We start from the raw sequence: 23842 nt of genomic DNA, 5'->3' as shown, positions 1-23842 counted from the left end.
GAATGAAACTATGGTCGATTCGTGGGAACTCGCAGCGCCTGGATGGCGGCGCGATGTTCGGCAACGCGCCGCGTGCGGTGTGGGAAAAGTGGGCGGCACCGGACGAGCTCAATCGCATCGAGCTGGCGTGCCGTGCGCTGCTGGCCAGCCCGCTGGATGGCAAGACCGTGCTCTTCGAGACCGGCATCGGTGCGTTCTTCGATCCCCGCATGCGTGACCGCTATGGCGTGCAGGAAAGCCAGCACGTGCTGATCGATTCGCTGCGCGAGGCGGGTTTCGAGCACGAGGACATCGACGTGGTGGTGCTCAGCCACCTGCATTTCGACCACGCGGGCGGCCTGCTGGCGGCATGGAGCGAAGGGCGCGGGCCGGAGCTGCTGTTTCCCAACGCGACCTTCGTGGTCGGTGCGCAGCACTGGCAGCGGGCGCTGCAGCCGCATCCGCGCGACCGCGCCAGCTTCATTCCGGAGCTGCCGGGCCTGCTGCAGGCCAGTGGGCGCCTGGAAGTGGTCGATGGCGAGTATTCGCAGGCGCTGGGCAACAGCGTGCGCTTCAGCTACAGCGATGGGCATACGCCGGGCCTGATGCTGGCCGAGATCGTGGGCCATGCGCATGCCGGCGAGGATGCGCATGGTGGCGTGGTGTTCTGCGCCGACCTGATCCCGGGGCGCTCGTGGGTGCACGTGCCGATCACCATGGGCTACGACCGTAATGCCGAGCTGCTGATCGACGAGAAGCGGCGCTTCCTGGAAGACAAGCTGGCGCGCAACGTGCATCTGTTCTTCACCCATGACCCGCAGGTGGCGCTGGCGCAGCTGGGGCGGGATGAGAAGGGGCGTTTCGTGACCCTGCATGAGCAGGGGGAGCTGAAGGCGCGCGCGCTGGGGTGAGGGGTGTTCGTTTGGCAGGGCTTGCAGCCCTGCACCTGCGGTAGTGCCGGCCGCTGGCCGGCACCCTCAACAGCAAAAGCGGGCATTCCGTGGGTTGGCGGGGCGGTGTGGGTGGTCAGGACACGCCGTAAACCCATCCATGGGGGCTCGATGGCGCCATCCATGGCGCCAACGGTCCTGCCCACCCACACCGCCCCACCTCTGACAGTTGGCCGGTGGCTGTTGGTGGGTGCCGACCGTTGGTCGGCACATCTGTCAGATATCGATTTTCAAATGGGGTCGGATCCCGTTGCTTCGCAACGGGCTCTGACCCCGCTCGGGTGAAGTCGATGGACTCTCTTACGAGGCTTTCAGGCAGCTGCTCATGAAGGTCTTGCGGGCGTCGCCGGCGAGTTTCTTCGTCGCGGCATCGGCGTTGCACTGCTTCATGCGCTCCTGCGGGGTGGCGGCCTTGGTTTCGGTGGCGTGGCCGCTCAGGCAGGCGCTCTGCGCGGTCTTGTAGGCGTCGCCCTTCAGCCCTTTGTTCTTGGCCGAGCAGTCAGCCATGCGCTGCTGTTGCGGGGTGGCGGCGGTGGCGGCCAGGGGCAGGCCGATCAGCAGGGCGGCGGCCAGCAGGAACGAGGCGTTCATGGCATCTCCAGGGCGAGCGGTGCGGGTGCGCGGAGCATTCGCCTGCTGGCTGGAAAACGACGTGAAGATCCGCGATCGTCCCGGTAACGCTTGCCTGGGCGGGGCGATCGGCGTATCGGTGGGCATCCGACCGTTCGCACAGGAGTACGCCCATGACTGCCGATGCCGACCAGCATCCGGACACCGACCTGGTCATCAGCCGCGTGCTGGCCGCGCCGCGGGCGGCCTTGTGGCGGGCGTGGACCGAGCCTGAGCTGCTGCGGCAGTGGTGGTGCCCGCGGCCGTGGACCACTGAAGTGCGCGCGTTCGAACTGCGCGCGGGTGGGGCATTCCACACCTTCATGCAAGGCCCCGAGGGCGGCAGCAGCGATAACCCCGGGTGTTTCGTCGAGGTGGTGCCGCAGCAGCGCCTGGTGTTCACCTCGATGCTGGGCGGTGGCTGGCGCCCGCAGACGCCGTGGCTGGGCTTCACCGCCATCATCACCCTGGCAGACGAAGGGCAGGGCTGCCGCTACACCGCGCAGGTGATGCACCCGGACAAGACAGTCCGTGACCAACACGAACAGATGGGATTCTTTGAGGGCTGGAACATGGCCATCGACCAGCTGGAAGCGCTGGCGGCCGGGTTGTAGCTTGGCCGGGGTCGGAGCCCTTTCTGCGAAAGGGATCCGACCCCGGGGTCAGATCCCTTTGCACGGGCAAAGGGCTCTGACCCCTTGAACCGGATCACACCACGCGGGTACCGAAGATGCGGTCGCCGGCATCGCCCAGGCCCGGCAGGATGTAACCCTTGTCGTTGAGCTGGGCATCGATGGCCGCGGTGTAGATCTCCACGTCCGGATGCGCGGCCTTGACCGCTTCGATGCCTTCCGGCGCCGCGACCAGGAAGATGCCCTTGATGCGGCGCGCGCCGGCGCGCTTGAGCATGTCGATGGTGGCGATCAGGGTGCCGCCGGTGGCCAGCATCGGGTCCAGGATCAGCGCGTCGCGCTCTTCCAGGCGGCCGGTCAGGCGCTCGAAATAGGGCACCGGCTGCAGGGTTTCCTCATCGCGCTGCAGGCCGACCACGCTCACGCGCGCAGCCGGGATCAGCGACAGCACGCCGCTGAGCATGCCCAGGCCGGCACGCAGGATCGGCACCACGGTGATCTTGGCACCGGCGATGCGCTGCACGGTGACCGGGCCGGCCCAGCCGGGCAGGGTGTGCGGCTCGGTCTCCAGGTCGGCGGTGGCCTCGTAGGCCAGCAGCGTGCCCAGTTCGTTGGCCAGCTCGCGGAAATCCTTGGTGCTGAGCGCGGCGTTGCGCATCAGGCCGATCTTGTGCTGCACCAGCGGGTGGCGCACTTCGACGATCTTCATGGTCGGGAAGGGGAATGGAGAGAGGCCCCCATTTTGCCGGATCGGCGCTGCGAAGCCCACGCCGCATGCAATGAATGTGCTGAACAGTGTCACCGCCATGCAATCTTGCGGACATACCGTGCAGACCCATTCTTCACAGGTATGGGACTCCACCGTGCACATCAAGACTCCGCTGGCCATGGCCATCACCGTGACCCTGGCGCTGGGGGCCGCAGCACCGCTGCAGGCCGCCGGGCAGCAGGCCTTGGCCGCCACCGGCGCGGTTGCCGCCGATGCCGTCGACCTGGACCGCATCGAAGTGCGCGCCCAGCTCGAATCGCAGATCCGCGCGGTCGACCTCAAGCGCAGCAGCGACGCCATCGAAGACGCCGTGTCCTCCGATGCCCTGGGCCAGTACCCGGACAAGAACGTCGCCGAATCGCTGCAGCGCCTGCCGGGCATCAGCGTGACCCGCGACCAGGGCGAAGGCCGTTTCGTGGTCATCCGCGGCCTGGATGCCAACCTCAACAGCGTCAGCATCGATGGCATCGCCGTGGGTACCCCGGAAGATTCCAGTCGTGCTGCACCGCTGGACGTCATTCCCTCCGATTCGACCGAGCGCCTGCGCGTGGTCAAGTCGCCCACCCCGGACATGCCCGGTGATGCCATCGGCGGCGCGGTGCTGGTTGAATCGGCCTCGGCCTTCGACCGCGACGGCCGCAGCCTGCGTGGCAAGATCGAAGCCAGCCACCAGCAGCTGTCCGGCGAGACCAGTCCGAAGGCCTCGTTCAACTACAGCGAAGTGTTCGCCGACACCTTCGGCGTGGCGCTGGGCGTGAACTACCAGAACCGCAAGTTCGAGTCGGAAAACACTGAAGTCGAGTACGACGGTGAGAAGGATGCCGCTCCGGGCGATGTCACCGCGATCAACCTGCAGAACCGCAAGTACGAGATCGAGCGCAAGCGCATCGGTGCCAACCTCAACATGGACTGGCGCCCGGACGAGGACAGCAAGTACTACCTGCGCACCCTGTACAGCCAGTTCGACGATGCCGAAACGCGCCAGCGCGTGATCTACAACTTCGACGACGCCGACATGGTCGCCACCGGCACCGACCAGTTCCGCCTGGACGACCTGCCGTCGGATGCGATCCAGAAGCGCATGCGCTACCGCACCAAGAAGGAAAACACCTTTGCTGCCAGCCTGGGCGGCGAGAACAAGCTGACCAACGCGGTGGTCGATTACAAGATCGGTTACACCCGTACCGAAGAGCGCGTCAACGATGAGATGGAGGCGCGCTTCGAACTGGATGCCGACGACATGTCCGGCACCCTGGATCAGCGCAGCCGCCTGCCGACCTACACGCTCAGCAGCAACGACTGGATGGACAACGCGAACTACGCGTTCGACCGCTTCGTGATCTCGCCCAAGCAGGTCAACGACGAAGAGCGCAGCGCGCAGGTCAACGTGCGCTTCGACGGCGACAGCAGCAGCATCAAGTTCGGCCTGCTGGGCCGCTGGCGCGACCGTGATGTCAACGTGGACGAAAGCGAGCTGCGCCGCGGCCCGGACATCGACCTGACCACCTGGACCGCCGCCGACCCGGAACACCGCCACGGCGTGATGGGGCAGGGCATGAGCTCGGCGGCCATGCGCCGCTACTGGGCGCAGAATGGCAGCCGTTACACCGCCCGCCCGCAGGACGTTGCCGGCAACGCCGCCACCTCGCTGGAAGAGGACTACACCGCCAGCGAAGACATCTTCGCCAGCTACGCGATGGGCACCTGGGACATCGGTGCGCTGCGCATCATCGGTGGCGTGCGCGTGGAAAACACCCGCTTCAAGGCCACGGGCAATAGTGTCGAGCTGGACGACGATGACGGCTACACCGTCAACCCGGTGCAGGCCAACCGCAGCTACACCAACGTGCTGCCGGGCCTGCACCTGCGCTACGACGCGGCCGACGACTGGGTGCTGCGCGCCTCGGCCAACAAGACGGTCTCGCGCCCGTCCTTCGGTGACATCTCGCCGCGCCGCGCGCTGAACGCCGGTGACGAAGAGCTGCGCCTGGGCAACCCGCAGCTGGATCCCTACGAATCGAAGAACATCGACCTGTCGGTCGAGAAGTACATCGGCACCACCGGCATCGTCTCGCTGGGCCTGTTCCACAAGTCCATTGACGGCTACATCGTGGAGACCGTGAGCCAGAATGATCCGGCCTACGACGGCCTCGACGTGACCCGCCCGATCAATGGCCGCAAGGCCACCGTGCGCGGTGCCGAGTTCAATTGGCAGCAGCAGCTGGCATTCCTGCCCGGCGCGCTGGACGGCCTGCTGGTCGGTGCCAGCGGCACCTGGCTGGATACCAGGTTCGATGCAGGCATCGACGGCCGCGAGGGCGAGGACTTCATGCTGCCGCGCGCTTCCAAGCACGTGTACAGCGCGCACATCGGCTACGAGAAGTACGGCCTGAGCACGCGCCTGGCCGCGGTCTACCGCAGCGAGTACCTGGACACCGTTGGTGCGGGCCGCGCGTTCGACATCTACGTCGCGCCCAACACCCAGCTCGACTTCTCGCTGGATTACAAGTTCACCCCGCGCATCAGCATGTACTTCGAAGCGCAGAACCTGCTCGACAAGCCGCTGGAGCTGTACCAGGGCACCCGTTCGCGCACCCTGCAGATGGAAGAGTACGGCCGCACCTACGCCATCGGCCTGAAGGTGGCCCTGTGATGGCGCGTGGCATGACCCTGCTGGCCGCCGCGATGGCTGCCTGCCTTGCCGCCGGCTGCACGCCTGCGGAGGCTCCGGCCGGTGCCGATACCGACGCCGCCGCGAAGGCACCGGCTGAGGCCGCGCGCTCGGTGTCGACCATCGCCGAGGCGTTCCTCAGCCCGATGACCCCGGACGACAACATCGACTCGCCCGCTGCGTGGAAGGCGCCGGACGGCAAGACCTGGCTGATCGCCACCGCCAAGGCCACCGACAAGCTGGTGGTGTACGACGGCAGCAACGGCCAGCACCTGCGTGACGTCGGCACCGCCGGCACCGCGCTGGGCCAGTTCGACCGCCCCAACGGCATCTCGGTGACCGACGACCTGCTGTGGATCGTCGAACGTGACAACCATCGCGTGCAGGTGTTCTCGCTGCCCGATTTCACCCCGCTGGCGGTGTTCGGTGCCGACGACCTGCGCAAGCCGTATGGCCTGTGGGTCGACCGCCGTGCCGATGGCTACAGCGTGTACGTCACCGATTCGTGGGACAACGGCGAGGATGCACAGGGCAAGGACATCCTGCCGCCGCTGGCCGAGCTGGACAAGCGCGTGCGCCAGTACCACGTCACCCGCGATGGCGCCAAGGTTCAAGCGACCCTGGCGGCCAGCATCGGCGATACCAGCGAGGCCGGCGCACTGCGCGTGGTCGAGTCGATCTGGGGCGACCCGGCCAACGATCGCCTGCTGATCGCCGAGGAAGACGAAAGCTACGCCAGCGAGTTCAAGGTCTACACGCTGGCTGGCCGTTTCACCGGCACCACCTTTGGCCGCGATGTGTTCAAGGCGCAGGCCGAAGGCGTGATGCTGCGCACCTGCGGCAAGGACGGCTGGTGGATTACCACCGAGCAGGGCAAGCAGCGCAGCGTGTTCCACCTGTTCGACCGCCATACGTTGAAGCCGGTGGGTGCCTTCCAGGGCAATACCGTGGCCAACACCGATGGCATCTGGATGATGCAGCAGCCGAGCCCGCGCTTCCCGCATGGCGCGCTGTATGCCGTGCATGACGACCAGGGCGTGGTCGCCTTCGACTGGGAGGCCATCGCCAAACAGCTGTCGCTGCCGCTGGAGTGTGGCGCATGAGCCGTCGTTGCATGAATGCCCTCGCGCTGGGCCTGCTGCTGGCGGTTCCTGCGCTGGGCTTTGCCGCCGCCGAACCGAATACCCAGGTGCCGGTGGGCAGCCATCACTATGCGGCCACCACCGTGCCCGACCGCATCGTCGCCTCGCCGTCGGTCGACCCCAGCCAGGGCTTCGCCGTGGCCTGGCGTACCGATGGCAGCGTGCAGGCGCCGCTGCTGGAAATCGCTCTGGCCGGTGATTCGCCGGCCATCGAGGGCATCCGCCAGGTGCGCGCGAAGACCCAGGAACTGAAGACCGAGAACGGCGTATCGCACCACCATCGCGCCGAAGTCGAGGGCCTTACGCCGGACACCCTGTATGTGTACCGCGTGCAGGGCAATGGCAGCTGGAGTGCCTGGAACCAGCTGCGCACGCTGGGCAAGGCCGGCGAGCCGCTGACCCTGCTGTACTTCGGCGATACCCAGAACAAGAACCTCAGCCATGTCAGCCGCGTCGTTCGTGCCGCGCAGAAGACCGCACCGGAGGCACGCATGAGCCTGTTCGCCGGTGATCTGGTCAGCGGTGGCGACGGCGCCGATGACAGCGAGTGGGGCGAGTGGTTCACCGCTACCAGCTGGCTGGCGCAGGAAACCCTGGTGGCCCCGGCCATCGGCAACCACGAGTACTTCGAAGAGTTCGAGGACACCCCGCAGGAACGCCGCGTGCTGGGCAAGCACTGGCCGGTGACGTTCGCGCTGCCGGGCAACGGCGCCGCCGCCGCGGCCAGCAGCACCTACTGGTTCGACGTGCAGGACGTGCGCGTGGCCGTGCTCGATGGCACGTCCGCACTCGACCTGGGTACGGCCAAGGCGCAGGCGCAGTGGCTGGACAAGGTGCTGGCCAACAACCCGCACCCGTGGACCATCGTGCTGCTGCACCAGCCGTTCTATTCGCCGCGCGAAGGCCGCGAGAACGCGGCGCTCCGCGACGTGCTGCTGCCGGTGATCCGCCGCCACAACGTCGACCTGGTGCTGCAGGGCCACGACCACACCTACGGCCGCCGCGGCGAAGGGCAGGCCGCCACGCCGCAGTACGTGGTGACGGTGGCCGGCCCGAAGCAGTACCGCCTGTCCGACGAGGCACGCCGGACGATGGACCCGGTGGCCGAGGACACCCAGCTGTTCCAGGTGCTGAAGATCGACCCGCAGCACCTGCGCTACGAAGCCCGCACCGTCACCGGCCGGTTGTACGATGCCTTCGAGCTGCGCCGCGACGCCGCTGGCGGCAAGCAGCGGGTGGAACTGCGCGAAGATCGCATCGCCCCGCGCGACTGCCCGCGTGCGCAGACCGCCAAGGGCCGTGCCGACCGTTGCTGGGAATGAGGAGTGACCGCATGAATGCATCTCGACGCATCGCCCCGCTGGCCGCCTTGGGCGCAGCCCTGCTGCTGGTGGCCGGTGCCGTGACCGCCGCCGACAGCGTGCTGCACCCGTTCCTGGCGGCGCAGCCGAAGCAGGCCCCGGCCGAAGTGAACCTGGCGGTGGAGATCCCGGCCGGCAGCTTCACCAAGTACGAGATCAAGGAAGACGGCCTGGTGCATGTGGATCGCTTCCAGTCGATGCCGGTGGCCTATCCGGCCAACTATGGCTCGATGCCGCGCACGCTGGCCGGTGACAACGATCCGCTGGATGCGCTGGTGTTGACCCGCGAACCGCTGCACCCCGGCGTGATCGTGCGCTTCCGTCCGATCGGCTACCTGAAGATGATCGATGGCGGCGAGCACGACGAGAAGGTGATCGGCGTGCCCACCGACAAGGTCGACCCGACCTACGCCAACATCCGCGACCTGTCCGATCTGCCTGAGATCGAACGGCAGCGCATCGAAGCGTTCTTCCGGGTCTACAAGGACCTGCCGGCCGGCCGCAACCCGGTGCAGCTCAACGGCTGGGGCAATGCCGCTGAGGCCCGCGCGCTGATCAGCGAGGCGATGAAGCGCTTCGAAAAGTAGATCCACGCCATGCGTGGATTCAGCCCAGTAACGTCTCGATGAACGACTCGGCCTGCAGGCGGTCGCCCAGCACCCGGGCCACCGCCTGCACGGCCGCTTCCTGGTGCTCGGCGCGGATGCCGCCGTCGTCGTCATCGTTGTAGAGATCGTCGCCGGCCTCCATATACGCCGTGCCGGCCGCCGCCAGCGCTGCCATCAGGGTCGGCACATCCGTGGCGATCTCACCGGCCTCCAGCAGACCGGCGCCGTGGTGGCTGAACAACACGCGGCCGTCATCCAGGTCGAGGATGAACGGATCGGCGCCGCGATCGGCAATCACCAGCCAGTTCGACGGCCAGCTGTCGATCGGCTCGCCGCTGATGCCGTTCCAGCGATACCCCGCCTGGTGGCGCCACAGACGCTGCAGCGGCGGCACCCACACCTCAAGACCGGGAATGGTGATGCCGGCATGGCCGACCTTGGTATTGATCTCGCGCCCCAGCGGCCCGACCTGCGCGTAGAAACGCGCCAGCTCTGGCGGCAGCGGGAAGGGACCGTCCCAGTCCTGTCCGTCCTGGGCCTGCAACGGGCCGAAACGGGCGAAGGCAGCGTGCAGGTCATCCATGGCGTCGTTGTTCCGGTAACGGGCCCGGCAGCCTAGCAGATGGTCCTGCGTGCAATGCCTTCACCGCCGCTGGCTATCATGTGCGCCATCCAGAACGAAGGCGATGCACGTGTCGGTAGCGTTGGTGTGGTTCCGCCGCGATCTGCGGCTGCAGGAAAATCCGGCCCTGCAGGCCGCGCTCGATGCCGGCCACGAGGTGGTGCCGGTCTACATCCATGCGCCGCAGGAAGAGGGCGAATGGGTGCCTGGCGCAGCGTCGGATGCCTGGCGCCATCGCTCGCTGGCGGCGCTGGATGCCGACCTGCGCGCGCGCGGTTCGGCCCTGGTGCTGCGCAGCGGCGACAGCCTGGACACGCTGAAGGCGCTGATCGAAGAGACCGGCGCCGAGGCGGTGTACTGGAACCGCAAGTACGAGCCGGCCACCCAGCCGCGCGACGCCAGCATCAAGCGCACCCTGCGCGAGCAGGGCGTTGATGCGCAGAGCTGCAACGGCAGCCTGCTGTTCGAGCCGTGGGATGTCGCCACCCAGCAGGGGCAGCCGTACAAGGTGTTCACCCCCTACTGGCGCAACGTGCTCAGCCACTGGCGCCTGCCTGCGCTGCAACCCGCGCCGAAGAAGCTGGCATCGCACGGCGTCGCCAGCCTCGCGCTGGAGGAACTGCAGCTGGCGCCGGCGCTGGACTGGGACACCGGCTTCTGGGAGCACTGGCAGCCCGGCGAAGCGGGTGCGCTGGAGGCGTTGTCGGTGTTCGAGGATGGTGCCCTGCGCGGGTACCGCGAGCAGCGTGACCTGCCGGACCGTGTAGGCACCTCGCGGATGTCGCCGCACCTGCATTTTGGTGAGATCGCACCGTGGCGCATCGCCCATGCGCTGGAAGGCCTGCGCAGTGCCGGCACCGATGCCGATATCGACGGCTACCTGCGCCAGCTCGGCTGGCGTGATTTCGCCTATCACCTGCTGCACCACTTCCCGAAGACGCCGAACGAGAACCTCAACCCGCGCTTTGATCGCTTCCCCTGGGCCAACCCCAGTGGCGCGCAGCTGCGCGACTGGCAGCGTGGCAACACCGGCGTGCCGATCGTTGATGCCGGCCTGCGCGAGCTGTGGCATACCGGTTACATGCACAACCGGGTGCGGATGATCGTTGCGAGCTACCTGTGCAAGCACCTGCGCGCGCACTGGCTGCACGGCGCGCGCTGGTTCTGGGACACGCTGGTCGATGCCGACCTGGCCAACAATACGATGGGCTGGCAGTGGGTGGCGGGCACCGGGGCCGACGCGGCGCCGTATTTCCGCGTGTTCAATCCGGTTACCCAGGCTGAGAAGTTCGATCCGCAGGCCCGTTACATCACCCGCTGGGTGCCGGAACTGGCGGCGCTGCCGGTCAAGGCGCGCTTCGCGCCGTGGCAGCATCCGCTGCTGCTTGCCGACAAGGCGCCGGGCTACCCGCGCACCCCGCTGGTGGACCTGGCTGCAGGCCGCGACGCCGCGCTGGCGGCCTACCGGAGCACGGGCGGCGCGTAAAGGCCGCCGATGAAGGCCGGCTCAGAAAGCTGAATGCAGCACGTCCGGCCTTCACATCCATCATCCCGGCATCGCGCCGGGCTGTATATCCTCCGGGTCGTTCGCACGCCGCACCGGCCGGCATCCAAGGAGACCACCATGATCCGCAACACCACCCGCAACGTCGCCCTGGCCCTGATGACCGCTGCCGCGCTGACGGCGTGCGCCACCGGCGGCTCCTATGTGCAGAGTGACCAGTACGGCAACCCGACCGAACAGCAGAACCGCACCGGTCGTGGCGCCCTGATCGGTACCGCCGTCGGCGTGGCCGCTGGCCTGCTGAGCGGCAACAGTGCCACCGAACGTCGCCAGCACGCACTGGTCGGCGCCGGCATCGGCGCGCTGAGTGGCGCGGCCATCGGCAACTACCAGGATCGCCAGGAGCGCGCCCTGCGTGAGCGCACCGCCAACACCGGCATTGACGTGCAGCGCCAGGGCGACAACATCACCCTGAACCTGCCGGACGGCATCACCTTCGATTTCGGCAAGTCGGCGCTGAAGCCGCAGTTCTACGGCTCGCTCAACGGTGTTGCCAGCACGCTGAACGAGTACAACCAGACCATGATCGAAGTGGTCGGCCACACCGACAGCATCGGCAGCGACGCGGTGAACAACCGCCTGTCGAAGGAGCGCGCGGATTCGGTGGCCCAGTATCTGGTCGGCCAGGGCGTGCAGCAGGTGCGCATTGAAACCCTGGGCGCCGGCAAGGCCTATCCGATTGCCGACAACAGCACCGACGCCGGCCGCGCGCAGAATCGTCGCGTGGAAATCCGTGTGATTCCGCTCAAGCAGTAACGCGCAGCGTTACTGCTGTTCCGGCACCGCCGGAACAAAAATGCCGCCCTTGCAGGCGGCATTTTTTGTAGGTGCCGAGCCTTGCTCTGCACGCTCTGGCCTTTGTAGAGTCGAGCCATGCTCGACTCCGTAAAAGCAGTCGAGCATGGCTCGACTCTACAAAAAGCGGTCGAGCAAGCTCGACCACTACAAGAGCGTCTACACATCACCCCGCTGCCGTCGGCCGCACCACGATCTCGTTCACGTCCACGTCGCCCGGCTGCTCGATCGCGAACCGCACTGCGCGGCCGATCGCATCAGGCTGCAGCGCGATGGCGCGGTACTGCACCATCGCCTCCGCGGCGACCGGGTCGGTGATGGTGTCGGCCAGCTCGCTTTCCACCACGCCCGGGTGGATGCAGGTCACCCGCAGGTCGCGATGCTCCTGGCGCAGGCCCTCGGAGATCGCGCGCACGGCGTACTTGGTCGCGCAGTACACCGCTGCCGTCGGCACCACCGACAGCGCACCGATCGAGGCGATGTTGATGATCTGGCCCTGGCCACGCGCCTGCATGTGCGGCAGCACGGCGGCGATGCCGTGCAGCACGCCGCGGATGTTGACGTCGATCATCCGGTCCCACTCGTCCACCTTCAGCGAGGCCATCGGCGAGAGCGGCATGACGCCGGCGTTGTTGACGATCACGTCGATACTGCCGAACTCCGCCAGCGCCATCGCAGCGAACGCTTCGACCTGCGCGCGCTGGGTCACGTCCAGCGCCTGCACCCGCACCTGCGCACCTTGTCCGCGCAGTTCGTCGGCGAGTGCCTGCAGCCGGTCGAGGCGGCGTGCGCCGAGCACAAGGCGCGCGCCCGGCTGGGCCAGTGCGCGGGCGATGCCGGCACCGATGCCACTGGATGCGCCGGTGATGAGGATGGTTCGGGAAAGGCTCATGGCAGGACTCCTGGACGGGGAAAGGGTCGGTCTGGACCCGGTGCCGCCACGGTAGATCCCCCACGTTGTCGCGATAAGATGCCTATTGCCGATCAGCCTGTTAAGGACTGCTAACCAATGTCCGTCGATCTCAATGCCCTTGCGGTGTTCCAGCGGGTGGCCGAATGCCGCAGCTTCACCGGGGCCGCCGAGCAGCTGGGCGTGACCCGTTCTGCGGTCAGCCAGACGATCAGCAAGCTGGAACAGGCGCTGGGCATCGCCCTGGTCCTGCGCACCACGCGCAGCGTCAACCTGACCGATGCAGGGCAGGCGCTGCTGTCCTCGGTGCGGCCGGCGCTGGCAGAACTGGATACCGCGCTGGAGGCGACCCAGCGGCGCCAGGCTGCCGTATCCGGGCAACTGCGGCTCGCGGTGTCCTCCATCGCAGAAGCCTTTCTGGGCGGGCCGATGCTGGCCAGCTTCGCGGCGCGGCATCCGGCGCTGCAGCTGGACATCACGGTGAGCGACGAGGAATTCGACATCGTCGGTGCGGGCTTCGATGCCGGCGTGCGCCTGGGCGAAGTCATCGCCCAGGACATGGTGGCGGTACCGGTGTCGGCACGGCAGCGGCAGCTGGTGGTGTGCGCGCCGGCATACCGCGATCAGCATGCGCTGCCCACGCATCCGCGCGAGCTGGCCGATCATCGCTGCATCGGTTGGCGCAGTGCGCCGGGCAAGGCGCCGTATCGCTGGGAATTCGAAGAGCGCGGACGGGAGTTCAGTGTCGATGTGCAGCCGGAAATCACCAGCAACGACATGGGCGTGATGGCGCGCCTGGCGGTGGCCGGCGCGGGCATCGCCATCGGCATGGAAGAGACCTGGCGGCCGTGGCTGCAGCGCGGCGAACTGGTGCCGCTGCTGGAGCCGTACTGCCCGCGTTTCGCGGGCTTCTTCCTGTACTACCCGAGCCGCCGCCAAGCCGAACCAAAGCTGCGCGCGCTGGTCGAGCACGTGCTCTCCGGCTTGTAGCGTCGAGCCATGCTCGACTGCTCCTGCTCTCCCGCATTCGGGTTTTCAAGCAGTCGAGCATGGCTCGACTCTACAAAAGCAGTCGAGCAGTAGATCCACGCCATGCGTGGATGCGTCGGTCATGCCGCAGCAGTGACCTTCTCGAGGATGCGCTTGCCGCTGTTTTCCAGCGCGGCATCTTCCTTTTCCTGCTGCTGCCGTGCCAGCTTCGCCGCCGGGCACTGCGCCAGCATGTAGTTGGCGTCGAAGTTGAGCTTCTCCACCAGGAAATCGACGAAGGCACGCACCTTCGGCGAGACCAGGCGGCCGCCGGCAAACACCGCGTTGAAGTCCACTTCCGGCCCGGTCCAGCCGGCCAGAACGCGGCGCACCATGCCCGATTCGACGAACGGCTTGGCCATCACGTCGCCGGTCAGCAGCAGGCCTTCGCCGCACACCAGCGCGCCGTTCAACGCCGACATGTCGTTGGCGGTCATCAGTGGCGTCACCGGGAAATCGCGCAGCTCGCCACCGTTCTCGCCCAGCTGCCAGGTGAAGCGCGGCGAGTTGCCGGTGTGGTACGGCTTGCGCATGGCCAGGATGCGGTGGAACTGCAGTTCCTCCGGGTGCAGCGGTTCGCCGTAGCGTTCGATGTAGGCCGGGCTGGCAAACACCTGCGTGCGCAGGCTGCCCAGCTTGCGCGCAACCAGGTTGGAATCGGGCAGGGCACCCACGCGCAGGGCAAGATCGGCCTCGCCTGCAATCAGGTCCAGCTTCTCGTTGCCCAGGTGCATGTCCAGGCGGATTTCCGGGTACTGCGCGTGGAACTGGCCCAGCAGCGGCGCGATCCAGGTAATGCCGATGGAGTAGGGCACGGTGAAACGCAGCCAGCCACGCGGGCCGGACTGCAGCTGGCTCACCGCGCTCTCGGCTTCTTCCAGTTCGCGCGCGATGCGCTGGCAGTGCTCGTGATAGATCGAACCGGCTTCGGTCAGGCCGAGGCGGCGCGTGGTCCGGTGCAGCAGGCGCGCGCCCAGGCGCGTTTCCAGCTCCTGCACTTTGCGGCTGACCGTGGTCTTGGGCAGGCCGAGCGATTTGGCAGCGGCAATGAAGCTGCCTTGCTCGACCACCTTGACGAAGATCAGCGTCTCGTTGAGATCGTGGGACATGGTCGGGATCCTGGACGGCGGGGATGGGACAATCGTGACAGAACGATTGGACCGGGGACGGGATGATTATTCCCCTTAATCCGGACTAATCAAGTAAAGGTTTGAGGTCTATCGTGGCGCCATTCGTGAAATGGAGCTCGTCCCCCATGAGCCTGCGCAACATTCTTGCCCACTTCCGGCGTGCCGGCCAGAACGCTCTGGACCTGGCAATGACCGTCGAAGCCCGCCCCAGTTCCTTGGTACACAAGGATTTCCGGGAGTTTACCGCGCCCATGCGTAACCAGCGCGGCAGCTCGATCCGCCTGTCCGCCCAGCAGGGCGATCGACTGCGCCGAATTGGGACTATCCCGGATTTGGGAGGAAATGTCCCGTGAATGGGATTCTGACGCCCGAAGTCCTGGTTCTCGGCGGCACCGGTGCCGTCGGCCAGGGCGTGGTCGGCGCCCTGCTGGAGGCCGGCAGTCCGGTCCTGGTGGTGGGGCGCGACCCGGGCCGACTGGCGGCACTGCACGAGCAGTTCGCCGATGAGCCGGGCCTGCAGACGATGCTGGGCTCGCTCAGTGACGACGGCTCGGCAAAGGTGCTGGCCGAACGCGTGGCGCAGCGTCCGCGCCCGCTGGCCGCGGTGGTCGCGGCGATGGGCGGTCCGTACAACCGCGGCCGTGTCATCGACCGCAGCGGCGATGCGCTGCTGGGTGCGATGCAGGCCGACCTGATGCCGCACGCCCATGCGGTGCGCCACCTGCTGCCACTGCTGCAGGACAACCCGCATGCCCGCCGCTACGTGATGATCGGCAGCCCCGCCGGTGCCAAGCCCTGGGCGGGCTACGGTGAAACCTCCATCACCACCGCTGCGCTGCGCATGTACGCGCAGGTGGTGCACCAGGAAGCGCAGGCGCTGGGTGTGCGTGCGCAGATGCTGGAAGTGTGCAGCCCGGTCTGCACGCCGGCCAATGCGGCCAATGCCTGCATCGAGTGGCCGAGCTCGCTGCTGGTCGGCCGCCGCGTGGTGTCCCTGCTGGATGGATGCCGCGACAACCGCGCCATCGTCCGCTGCGACAACAGCGATGCGGAACTGCCGCGCGGCCTGTTGAACCTCGACCTGCCACCGCTGTGGCGCGACACCGCAGGCGTTGCTTGACCTCAACCATCGTTGAGGTCGCAGGCTACGCCGCCGCTTTACCGATCTTCGATTCCTACGCTGTACCACCCCTTCCGTACGGATGCATGCCATGACTTCCCCCAACACCACCTCACACCGTTTCAGCCATCGCCTGGCGATGGCCGGCGTGTCGATCCTCGCAGCCGCGGTGCTGGCCGCCTGCAGTGGCGGCCATGCCGAAGAGGCCGGCGCACCGCCGCCGCCGCAGGTCAGTGCCGCCCCGGTGCTGGTCAAGCCGATCAGCCAGTGGGACGAGTTCAGCGGCCGCGTCGAGGCCGTGCAGAGCGTCGAGCTGCGCCCGCGCGTGTCCGGCTACATCGACAAGGTCAATTACGTTGAAGGCGAAGAAGTGAAGAAGGGCGCTGTCCTGTTCACCATCGACGCCCGCAGCTACCAGGCCGAGTACGATCGCGCCGCCGCCGAACTGGCCCGTGCCCGCACCCAGGCCAGCCTGGCCCGCAGCGAGTCCGAGCGCGCCAAGCGCCTGTCCGAGCAGCAGGCCATCTCCACCGAGACCGCCGAGCAGCGTCGCGCTGCGGCTGACCAGTCCGGTGCAGCGGTGCAGGCTGCACAGGCAGCATTGGATGCCGCGCGCCTCAACCTGGAATTCACCAAGGTGCGCGCGCCCATCGACGGCCGTGCCGGCCGCGCGATGGTCACCGCCGGCAACCTGGTCACCGCCGGCGACAGCGCCAGCGTGCTGACCACGCTGGTCTCGCTGGATACGGTGTTCGTGTACTTCGATGCCGACGAAAGCACCTTCCTGCGCTACGCCCAGATGGCCCGCAAGGGCGAGCGCCCGAGCGAGCGTGACAGCGAGCTGCCGGTGAAGGTCGGCCTGTCCGGTGAAGAGGGTTACCCGCACACCGGCAAGGTCGATTTCCTCGACAACCAGGTGGCCCGCAGCACCGGCACCATCCGCGTCCGCGCACTGCTGGACAACGCCGACCGCCAGTTCACCCCGGGCCTGTTCGCCCGCGTGCAGCTGCTGGGCAGCGGCCAGTTCCAGGCCATGCTGATCGACGACAAGGCCGTGCTGACCGACCAGGACCGCAAGTACGTGTACGTGGTCGACAAGGATGGCAAGGCCCAGCGCCGCGACATCCAGCTCGGCCGCACCGCCGAAGGCCTGCGCATCGTCCAGAGCGGCCTGGCCGCCGGTGACAAGGTCATCATCGACGGCGTGCAGAAGGTCTTCATGCCGGGCATGCCGGTGCAGGCCAAGGCGGTGGCGATGCAGCCCTCGCCGGCGCCCGCACCGGGCCGCGATGCCACCGCCGCCCTGAACCACTGATCCGCCGTCTCCTGATCCAAGTTTCCGCTTAGCTGTCGGCGCCAGCGACAGCCTTCCCTGCCTTCGTCATTTTGACGAGGGGCAGGGCGGCTGTTGCCCGTCGGCGGCATTTCCCAGGAATTCCTCCATGGACTTTTCCCGTTTCTTCATCGACAGGCCGATCTTCGCGGCGGTGCTGTCGATCGTGATCTTCGCCGCTGGCCTGATCTCGATCCCGTTGCTGCCGATCGGCGAGTACCCCGAAGTGGTGCCGCCCTCGGTGGTCGTGCGCACGGTCTACCCGGGCGCCAACCCCAAGGTCATCGCTGAAACCGTGGCCACCCCGCTGGAAGAGGCGATCAACGGCGTCGAGGGCATGATGTACCTCAAGTCGGTGGCCGGCTCCGATGGCGTGCTGCAGATGACCGTCACCTTCCGCCCGGGCACCGACCCGGACGCAGCGGCGGTGAAGGTGCAGAACCGCGTGGCGCAGGCGCAGGCGCGCCTGCCCGAGGACGTGCGCCGGCAGGGTGTGACCACCCAGAAGCAGTCGCCGACGTTCCTGATGGTGGTGCACCTGACCTCGCCCAATGGCAAGTACGACACCCTGTACCTGCGCAACTACGCCCGCCTGCACGTCAAGGACGCGCTGGCCCGTATCCCGGGCGTGGGCGATGCGCAGATCTTCGGTGGCGGTGACTACGCCATGCGCGCCTGGCTGGACCCGGACAAGGTGGCCTCGCGTGGCCTGACCGCCAGCGACGTGGTGCGCGCCATGCGCGAGCAGAACGTGCAGGTTTCGGCGGGCCAGCTCGGTGCCGAGCCGCTGCCCAACAGCCAGTTCCTGACTCTGATCAATGCCCAGGGCCGGTTGAAGAGCGAAAAGGAATTCGGCGACATCGTGCTCAAGAGCGGCACCGATGGCGAGATCGTGCGCCTGTCCGATGTGGCCCGCGTGGAACTGGGCGCCGGCGACTACACCCTGCGTTCGCAGCTGGATGGCAAGAACGCGGTCGGCATCGGTATCTTCCAGTCGCCGGGTGCCAATGCGCTTGAGATCCGTGATGCGGTCATCGGCACCATGGACGAGATGCAGAAGACCATGCCTGCCGACGTGAAGTACGAAGCGGTGTATGACACCACCATCTTCGTGCGCGATTCGATCAAGGCCGTGGTGTCCACCCTGCTCGAAGCCATCGCCCTGGTGGTGCTGGTGGTGATCCTGTTCCTGCAGACCTGGCGTGCCTCGATCATTCCGCTGATCGCCGTGCCGGTGTCGGTGGTGGGTACCTTTGCCGCGCTGTACCTGCTGGGCTTCTCGATCAACACGCTGAGCCTGTTCGGCCTGGTGCTGGCGATCGGCATCGTGGTCGACGACGCGATCGTGGTCGTGGAAAACGTTGAACGCAACATCGAGGAAGGCCTCACCCCGCTGGCTGCGGCCCACCAGGCCATGCGCGAAGTGTCCGGCCCGATCATCGCGATCGCGCTGGTGCTGTGCGCCGTGTTCGTGCCGATGGCCTTCCTGTCCGGCGTCACCGGCCAGTTCTACAAGCAGTTCGCCGTCACCATCGCCATCTCCACGGTGATCTCGGCCATCAACTCGCTGACCCTGTCGCCGGCCCTGGCCGCGCGCCTGCTGAAGCCGCATGACGCCGCCAAGGATGCGCCGACGCGCATCATCGACCGCCTGTTCGGCTGGGTGTTCCGTCCGTTCAACCGCTTCTTCAAGTCCAGCTCGGAGAAGTACGAGCGTGGCGTGTCGAAGATCCTCGGCCGTCGCGGTGCGGTGTTCGTGGTCTACGCGATCCTGCTGGTCGGTACCGGCGTGATCTTCAAGCTGGTGCCGCCGGGCTTCATCCCGACCCAGGACAAGCTGTACCTGATCGCCGGCGTGAAGCTGCCGGAGGGTTCGTCGATCGCGCGTACCGATGAAATGCTGCGCAAGGTCGCCAAGATCGCCCAGGAAACCGATGGCGTCGCCCACACCATTTCCTTCCCGGGCCTCAACGCGCTGCAGTTCACCAATACGCCCAACACCGGCGTGGCATTCATTCCGCTCAAGCCGTTCAACGAGCGTCATGGCCGTACCGCCGCGCAGATCAATGCGGAGATCAACCAGAAGATCGCCGGCCTGCAGGAAGGCTTTGCTTTCGCCCTGATGCCGCCGCCGATCCTCGGCCTGGGTAACGGCAACGGCTACCAGATGTTCATCGAGGACCGTGGCAACCTGGGTTACGGCGCGCTGCAGAATGCCGTGCAGTCGATGCAGGGTGCCGTTGCGCAGACCCCGGGCATGGCCTTCCCGATTTCCAGCTACCAGGCCAACGTGCCGCAGCTGGATGCGGAAGTGGATCGCGTGAAAGCCAAGGCCCAGGGCGTGCAGCTCACCGAGCTGTTCGACACCCTGCAGACCTACCTCGGTTCGGCCTACGTCAACGACTTCAACCAGTTCGGTCGTACCTGGCAGGTAATCGCCCAGGCCGACGGCCCGTTCCGCGAGAGCGTCGAAGACATCGGCAAGCTGCGTACCCGCAATGACCGCGGCGAGATGGTGCCGATTGGTTCGATGGTCACCATCAAGCAGACCTTCGGCCCGGACCCGGTGCTGCGCTTCAACGGTTACCCGGCGGCCGATCTGGCCGGTGAGGCCGATCCGCGCCTGCTGTCCTCGGCCGAAGCGATGAACAAGCTGACCGAGATCGCCGACAAGGTGCTGCCGGTGGGCATGACCACCGAATGGACCGACCTGAGCTACCAGCAGGCCACCCAGGGCAAGGCCGCCTTCATCGTGTTCCCGGTGGCGATCATGCTGGCCTTCCTGGTGCTGGCAGCGCTGTACGAAAGCTGGTCGCTGCCGCTGGCGGTGATCCTGATCGTGCCGATGACCCTGCTGTCGGCCCTGTTCGGTGTGTGGATGACCGGCGGCGACAACAACGTGTTCGTGCAGGTCGGCCTGGTGGTGCTGATGGGCCTGGCGTGCAAGAACGCGATCCTGATCGTCGAATTTGCCAGAGAGCTGGAGATGGGCGGCAAGGGCATCGTTGAATCGGCCCTGGAAGCCTGCCGCCTGCGCCTGCGCCCGATCGTGATGACCTCCATCGCGTTCATCGCCGGCACCGTGCCGCTGGTCCTGTCCCATGGTGCAGGCGCCGAAGTGCGCTCTGTCACCGGCATCACGGTGTTTGCCGGCATGCTGGGCGTGACCCTGTTCGGCCTGTTCCTGACCCCGGTGTTCTACGTGGCCCTGCGCAAGTTCGTCACCCGCAATGGCGGTGGCCAGCTGGTGCAGCACGGCGAGCCCACCATTCACCACTGACATGCACCCCGAGGTCGCCGGCATTGGCTGGCGACCGCTTCCCCCAAACCAAGGCGTGAATCCATGAACACCCATCAGAACAAGATTGCACTGGTCACCGGCGCCACCCGTGGCATCGGTTTGGAAACCGTGCGCCAGCTGGCCCAGGCCGGCGTGCACACGCTGCTGGCCGGCCGCAAGCGCGAGACCGCGGTGGAGCAGGCACTGCTGCTGCAGGGCGAAGGCCTGCCGGTGGAAGCCATCCAGCTGGACGTGACCGATGCTGCCAGCATCGCCGAAGCGGTCGAGCAGGTGCGCCAGCGCCACGGCCGCCTGGACATCCTGGTCAACAACGCCGGCATCATGATCGAGAACCCGGCGCAGGCACCGTCCGAGCAGTCGCTGGAGACCTGGCACCGCACCTTCGACACCAACGTCTACGCGCTGGTTGCGGTCACCCAGGCGTTCCTGCCGCTGGTCAAGCAGGCCAAGTCCGGCCGCATCGTCAACGTGTCCAGCATGCTCGGCTCGCAGACCCTGCATGCCGATCCGAACTCGGGCATCTACGATTTCAAGGTCCCCGCGTACAACGCGTCCAAGGCGGCCGTGAACAGCTGGACCCTGGCGCTGGCGTACGAGCTGCGCAACACCCCGATCAAGGTCAACACCGTGCATCCGGGCTACGTGAAGACCGACATGAACGGTGGCAACGGCGAGATCGAGATCAGCGAAGGCGCGCGTTCCAGCGTGGAAATGGCGCTGATCGGCGAAGCCGGTGCCAGCGGCAGCTTCACCTACCTGGGTGAGGTGCTGCCATGGTGATCCGCACGTTGGCGATGGCCATCTCCAGCTTGGTGCTGGCAGGGTGTGTCAGCGTCGGCCCCAACTACAAGGCCCCGGCGCAGGAGCCGGTGGTCCTGCAGGGCGCACAGCAGGCGGTGTTCAGCACCGCCTCGCCGGTGGCCAGCTGGTGGGCGCAGTTCGATGATCCGGTGCTGGAAGAACTGGTGCACGGCGCACTGTCGGAAAACCTCGACCTGCGCGTGGCTGTGGCCCGCGTCAGCCAGGCCCGTGCGGTGTTCGTCGAAAGCCGCTTCGACCAGGCCCCGCATGTCACCGCTGGCGGCAGCTACGATCGCCGCAAGCAACCTGATCCGCAGCTGGGTGGGCAGCGGGTGTTCAGTGAAAGCTACCAGCTCGGCTTCGACGCCGGCTGGGAGCTGGATCTGTTCGGCCGCAAGCGCCGCGCTGCAGAAGCCGCACGCGCCGATCTCGGTGCCGAGCAGGCAAACCTGGCCGATGCCCAGGTGCTGGTCGCCGCCGAAGTGGCGCGCAACTACTTCGAGCTGCGTGGCACGCAGAAGCGCATCGCGGTGGCCCAGCACACCCTGGAAAACCTGCGCGATACGCAGAAGCTGACCGAGGCGCGCTGGGAACTGGGCGCCGGCAGCGAGCTGGATGTGCAGAGCAGCCGCGCCCGCCTGAAGGCGATCGAGGCCGACATCCCGCTGCTGGAAGTGTCCGAGGCACAGTCGCGCAACCGCCTGGCGGTGCTGCTGGGCCAGCGTCCGGAAGTGCTGACCGCGATGCTGGCGCCGCAGGATGTGCCGGCGTTCGCCAAGGCGTTGCCGCTGGGTGACACCCGCGAACTGCTGCGCCAGCGCGCCGACGTGCGCGTGGCCGAACGTCGCCTGGCCGCTGCCACTGCGCGAGTGGGCGTGGCCACGGCCGATCTGTTCCCGCGGCTGTCGCTGTCCGGTTTCGTCGGCTTCCTCGGCGGCGATGCCAGCGGCCTGGTCAACGGCAACAACAAGGCCTGGTCGCTGACGCCCTCGCTGAGCTGGGCCGCGTTCGATTTCGGCACCGTGCGTGCGCGCCTGCGTGCCAGCAAGGCCGAGGCCGAAGGCGTGGCCGCGCAGTACGAACAGGCCGTGCTGCTGGCGCTGGAAGACACCGAGAACGCGCTGACCCGCTACTCCAAGCAGCAGGCGCGGCTGGCCATCGTGGTCGAGCAGGCGCAGGCGGCACGGCGTGCCGAGTCGCTGGCGCAGATCCGCTTCCGCGAGGGCTCGGAGGACTTCCTGACCCTGCTGGATGCGCAGCGCACGCAGCTGGCCGCCGACGATGCACTGGCCGCGGCCGAGGCAGAGGTCAACGTCAGCGTGGTGGGTGTCTACAAGGCCCTGGGCGGCTGGGGGCAGTCGCCGCAGGCGCCGAGCGTGGCGCAGGCGCAGTAACCGCGGGACTGCAACAACGACGAGGGGACGGATGCGCAGGCATCCGTCCCCTTGTTGTCTGCGGCCGTCAGCGCTTCGGCCAGTCCAGCTCAACCACCAGCGGGAAGTGGTCCGACGGCAGCACGCCGCTGATGCGGCGGTCATCGGTGGTGAAGCTGCGGGCATGGAAGCCGCGCACCAGCACCCAGTCCAGCTGCACGGTGGCCTTGCCGGTGAAATCGTGGAAGGTTTCGCGCGGGCCCTTCGGCGCCTTCACCTGCGTACGGGTGTCCTGCAGCACGCGGGTGAAGGCCTTGTAGGTTTCGCTGCCCGGCTCGGTGTTGAAATCACCGGTCAGCACCACCGGCAGGTCGGCGGGCAGCGTATCCAGGCGTTTGGCGATCAGCTCGGCGCCCTTGATCCGGCGCGGCTCGTCCTCGTCGCGGTAGGGCAGGTGGGTGTCCATGAAGTAGAAGCGGCGGCCATCGTCCAGGCGGCGGAACAGCGCCCAGGTGACCATGCGCGGGTACAGGTTGCCCCAGGTGATGCTGCCGGGCACGTCCGGGGTATCGGACAGCCAGAAGTTGCCGGATTCCTCGATCGCCAGCACCTTGCTGTCGTAGAACACGCCCATGTGCTCATCGCCCTCGCCACCGCGGCGGCCTTCACCGAACCAGCGGTAGCCGGGCAGATGGGCGGCCAGGTAGGTGGCCTGTTCCTGCACCAGTTCTTGGGTGCCGACCACGGCCGGGTGCGCATCGAGGATGACCTTGACCATCACATCGCGACGGTCGTCCCAGCGCTTGCCCGGTTCGGTATCGGCGGGGGTGCGCACATTGAAGGACATCACCTTCAGCGGGGCGGGCGGTTGCGCTGCCCAGGCAGCGGCAGGCAGAGCAAGGGCCAGCAGCGCGCACAGTGCGGGCCGGCGAAGACGCGACAACATCGTGGAATCCCTCCATTCCATGAAAACGGTTTCACGGAGCATGCCACGGAACGCAGGGCAGGGGGTGTGCCGGGATGGGTGGCTGGCGCGGAGCGGGCCGCCGCGGGTCCGCGGCACGATTTGACGCATCCGGACACGTCGGGAAAGATACGCCCCTGTTCCGGGCCAGCCATATCGCCACGCCCTCCCCCCAAGAG

General features: G+C 67.1%; 21 protein-coding genes. 15 read left to right on the top strand and 6 right to left on the bottom strand.

Annotated elements, in window-relative coordinates; translation table 11 throughout:
- Positions 1 to 2: 2 nt before the first annotated feature.
- The gene (locus C1926_RS13070) at positions 3 to 890 is read left to right on the top strand and encodes an MBL fold metallo-hydrolase (RefSeq protein WP_079221518.1); all 888 of its coding nucleotides are present in this window, start codon (positions 3 to 5) and stop codon (positions 888 to 890) included.
- A gap of 339 nt (positions 891 to 1229) precedes the next feature.
- On the opposite strand, the gene C1926_RS13065 is transcribed toward C1926_RS13070, so the two are convergent.
- Positions 1230 to 1520: a PsiF family protein gene (locus tag C1926_RS13065; RefSeq protein WP_108746485.1), complete on the bottom strand. Its 291-nt coding sequence runs from the start codon at positions 1518 to 1520 to the stop codon at positions 1230 to 1232.
- 152 nt (positions 1521 to 1672) lie between these two features.
- Between C1926_RS13065 and C1926_RS13060 the strand changes: the two genes are divergently transcribed.
- A complete protein-coding gene (locus C1926_RS13060) occupies positions 1673 to 2152 on the top strand; it encodes an SRPBCC family protein (RefSeq protein WP_108759475.1) in 480 nt (159 codons plus the stop codon).
- A gap of 94 nt (positions 2153 to 2246) precedes the next feature.
- Here the strand turns inward: C1926_RS13060 and upp are convergent, their stop codons facing one another.
- Positions 2247 to 2879: a uracil phosphoribosyltransferase gene (upp, locus tag C1926_RS13055; RefSeq protein WP_079221521.1), complete on the bottom strand. Its 633-nt coding sequence runs from the start codon at positions 2877 to 2879 to the stop codon at positions 2247 to 2249.
- A gap of 154 nt (positions 2880 to 3033) precedes the next feature.
- Here upp and C1926_RS13050 point away from each other — a divergent pair, with 154 nt between their 5' ends.
- Genes C1926_RS13050 through C1926_RS13035 form a run of 4 tightly spaced genes read left to right on the top strand, consistent with a single transcriptional unit; the run spans position 3034 to position 8700 of the window.
- Positions 3034 to 5592, top strand: a complete 2559-nt coding sequence (locus C1926_RS13050; RefSeq protein ID WP_108760697.1) for a TonB-dependent receptor — start codon at positions 3034 to 3036, stop codon at positions 5590 to 5592.
- The gene (locus tag C1926_RS13045) at positions 5592 to 6713 is read left to right on the top strand and encodes a phytase (RefSeq protein ID WP_108759474.1); all 1122 of its coding nucleotides are present in this window, start codon (positions 5592 to 5594) and stop codon (positions 6711 to 6713) included. The genes C1926_RS13050 and C1926_RS13045 overlap by 1 nt, the downstream gene beginning before the upstream one ends.
- A gap of 11 nt (positions 6714 to 6724) precedes the next feature.
- Positions 6725 to 8074, top strand: coding sequence for a metallophosphoesterase family protein (locus C1926_RS13040; RefSeq protein ID WP_254057412.1), 1350 nt, complete (start codon positions 6725 to 6727; stop codon positions 8072 to 8074).
- Between the two features lie 11 nt (positions 8075 to 8085).
- Entirely contained in the window at positions 8086 to 8700 is a 615-nt protein-coding gene (locus C1926_RS13035) for an inorganic diphosphatase (protein WP_108759472.1), read from the top strand.
- 19 nt (positions 8701 to 8719) lie between these two features.
- Here C1926_RS13035 and C1926_RS13030 read toward each other — a convergent pair whose 3' ends face one another.
- Positions 8720 to 9304 carry an SMI1/KNR4 family protein gene (locus tag C1926_RS13030; protein ID WP_108759471.1) on the bottom strand — a complete coding sequence of 195 codons (585 nt, stop codon included), beginning with the start codon at positions 9302 to 9304 and terminating at the stop codon, positions 8720 to 8722.
- Between the two features lie 109 nt (positions 9305 to 9413).
- Here C1926_RS13030 and C1926_RS13025 point away from each other — a divergent pair, with 109 nt between their 5' ends.
- A complete protein-coding gene (locus tag C1926_RS13025) occupies positions 9414 to 10829 on the top strand; it encodes a deoxyribodipyrimidine photo-lyase (RefSeq protein ID WP_108760696.1) in 1416 nt (471 codons plus the stop codon).
- Between the two features lie 138 nt (positions 10830 to 10967).
- Positions 10968 to 11663 carry an OmpA family protein gene (locus C1926_RS13020; RefSeq protein ID WP_079221528.1) on the top strand — a complete coding sequence of 232 codons (696 nt, stop codon included), beginning with the start codon at positions 10968 to 10970 and terminating at the stop codon, positions 11661 to 11663.
- A gap of 205 nt (positions 11664 to 11868) precedes the next feature.
- Here C1926_RS13020 and C1926_RS13015 read toward each other — a convergent pair whose 3' ends face one another.
- Complete coding sequence (locus tag C1926_RS13015; protein ID WP_108759470.1) at positions 11869 to 12594, bottom strand: SDR family oxidoreductase; 726 nt, start codon at positions 12592 to 12594, stop codon at positions 11869 to 11871.
- Between the two features lie 117 nt (positions 12595 to 12711).
- Here C1926_RS13015 and C1926_RS13010 point away from each other — a divergent pair, with 117 nt between their 5' ends.
- Positions 12712 to 13602, top strand: a complete 891-nt coding sequence (locus tag C1926_RS13010; RefSeq protein WP_108759469.1) for a LysR family transcriptional regulator — start codon at positions 12712 to 12714, stop codon at positions 13600 to 13602.
- Between the two features lie 119 nt (positions 13603 to 13721).
- Here the strand turns inward: C1926_RS13010 and C1926_RS13005 are convergent, their stop codons facing one another.
- On the bottom strand, positions 13722 to 14750 hold the full coding sequence (locus C1926_RS13005; protein WP_108746490.1) for a LysR family transcriptional regulator: 1029 nt from the start codon (positions 14748 to 14750) through the stop codon (positions 13722 to 13724).
- Between the two features lie 146 nt (positions 14751 to 14896).
- Between C1926_RS13005 and C1926_RS13000 the strand changes: the two genes are divergently transcribed.
- The 6 genes from C1926_RS13000 to C1926_RS12975 all read left to right on the top strand — a co-directional run bounded on the left by C1926_RS13000 (position 14897) and on the right by C1926_RS12975 (position 22720).
- Positions 14897 to 15124 (top strand): hypothetical protein, encoded by a 228-nt coding sequence (locus tag C1926_RS13000; RefSeq protein ID WP_108746491.1) that lies wholly within the window; start codon positions 14897 to 14899, stop codon positions 15122 to 15124.
- Positions 15121 to 15891: an SDR family NAD(P)-dependent oxidoreductase gene (locus C1926_RS12995; RefSeq protein ID WP_079221533.1), complete on the top strand. Its 771-nt coding sequence runs from the start codon at positions 15121 to 15123 to the stop codon at positions 15889 to 15891. Before C1926_RS13000 ends, C1926_RS12995 begins: the two co-directional genes overlap by 4 nt.
- A 91-nt stretch (positions 15892 to 15982) precedes the next feature.
- The gene (locus C1926_RS12990; protein WP_174208682.1) at positions 15983 to 17206 is read left to right on the top strand and encodes an efflux RND transporter periplasmic adaptor subunit; all 1224 of its coding nucleotides are present in this window, start codon (positions 15983 to 15985) and stop codon (positions 17204 to 17206) included.
- A gap of 127 nt (positions 17207 to 17333) precedes the next feature.
- The gene (locus C1926_RS12985) at positions 17334 to 20504 is read left to right on the top strand and encodes a multidrug efflux RND transporter permease subunit (RefSeq protein WP_108759468.1); all 3171 of its coding nucleotides are present in this window, start codon (positions 17334 to 17336) and stop codon (positions 20502 to 20504) included.
- A 63-nt stretch (positions 20505 to 20567) separates the two neighbouring features.
- Positions 20568 to 21305, top strand: coding sequence for an SDR family oxidoreductase (locus tag C1926_RS12980; RefSeq protein ID WP_079221536.1), 738 nt, complete (start codon positions 20568 to 20570; stop codon positions 21303 to 21305).
- Positions 21299 to 22720, top strand: coding sequence for an efflux transporter outer membrane subunit (locus C1926_RS12975; protein ID WP_108746495.1), 1422 nt, complete (start codon positions 21299 to 21301; stop codon positions 22718 to 22720). Before C1926_RS12980 ends, C1926_RS12975 begins: the two co-directional genes overlap by 7 nt.
- Before the next feature lie 67 nt (positions 22721 to 22787).
- On the opposite strand, the gene C1926_RS12970 is transcribed toward C1926_RS12975, so the two are convergent.
- A complete protein-coding gene (locus tag C1926_RS12970) occupies positions 22788 to 23645 on the bottom strand; it encodes an endonuclease/exonuclease/phosphatase family protein (protein ID WP_108759467.1) in 858 nt (285 codons plus the stop codon).
- Positions 23646 to 23842 lie beyond the last annotated feature (197 nt).

Source organism: Stenotrophomonas sp. ZAC14A_NAIMI4_1, from assembly GCF_003086915.1.
Lineage (GTDB): Bacteria > Pseudomonadota > Gammaproteobacteria > Xanthomonadales > Xanthomonadaceae > Stenotrophomonas.
The sequence above is the reverse complement of the archived record's forward strand: the minus strand, read 5'-3'. Positions and strand labels throughout refer to the sequence as shown.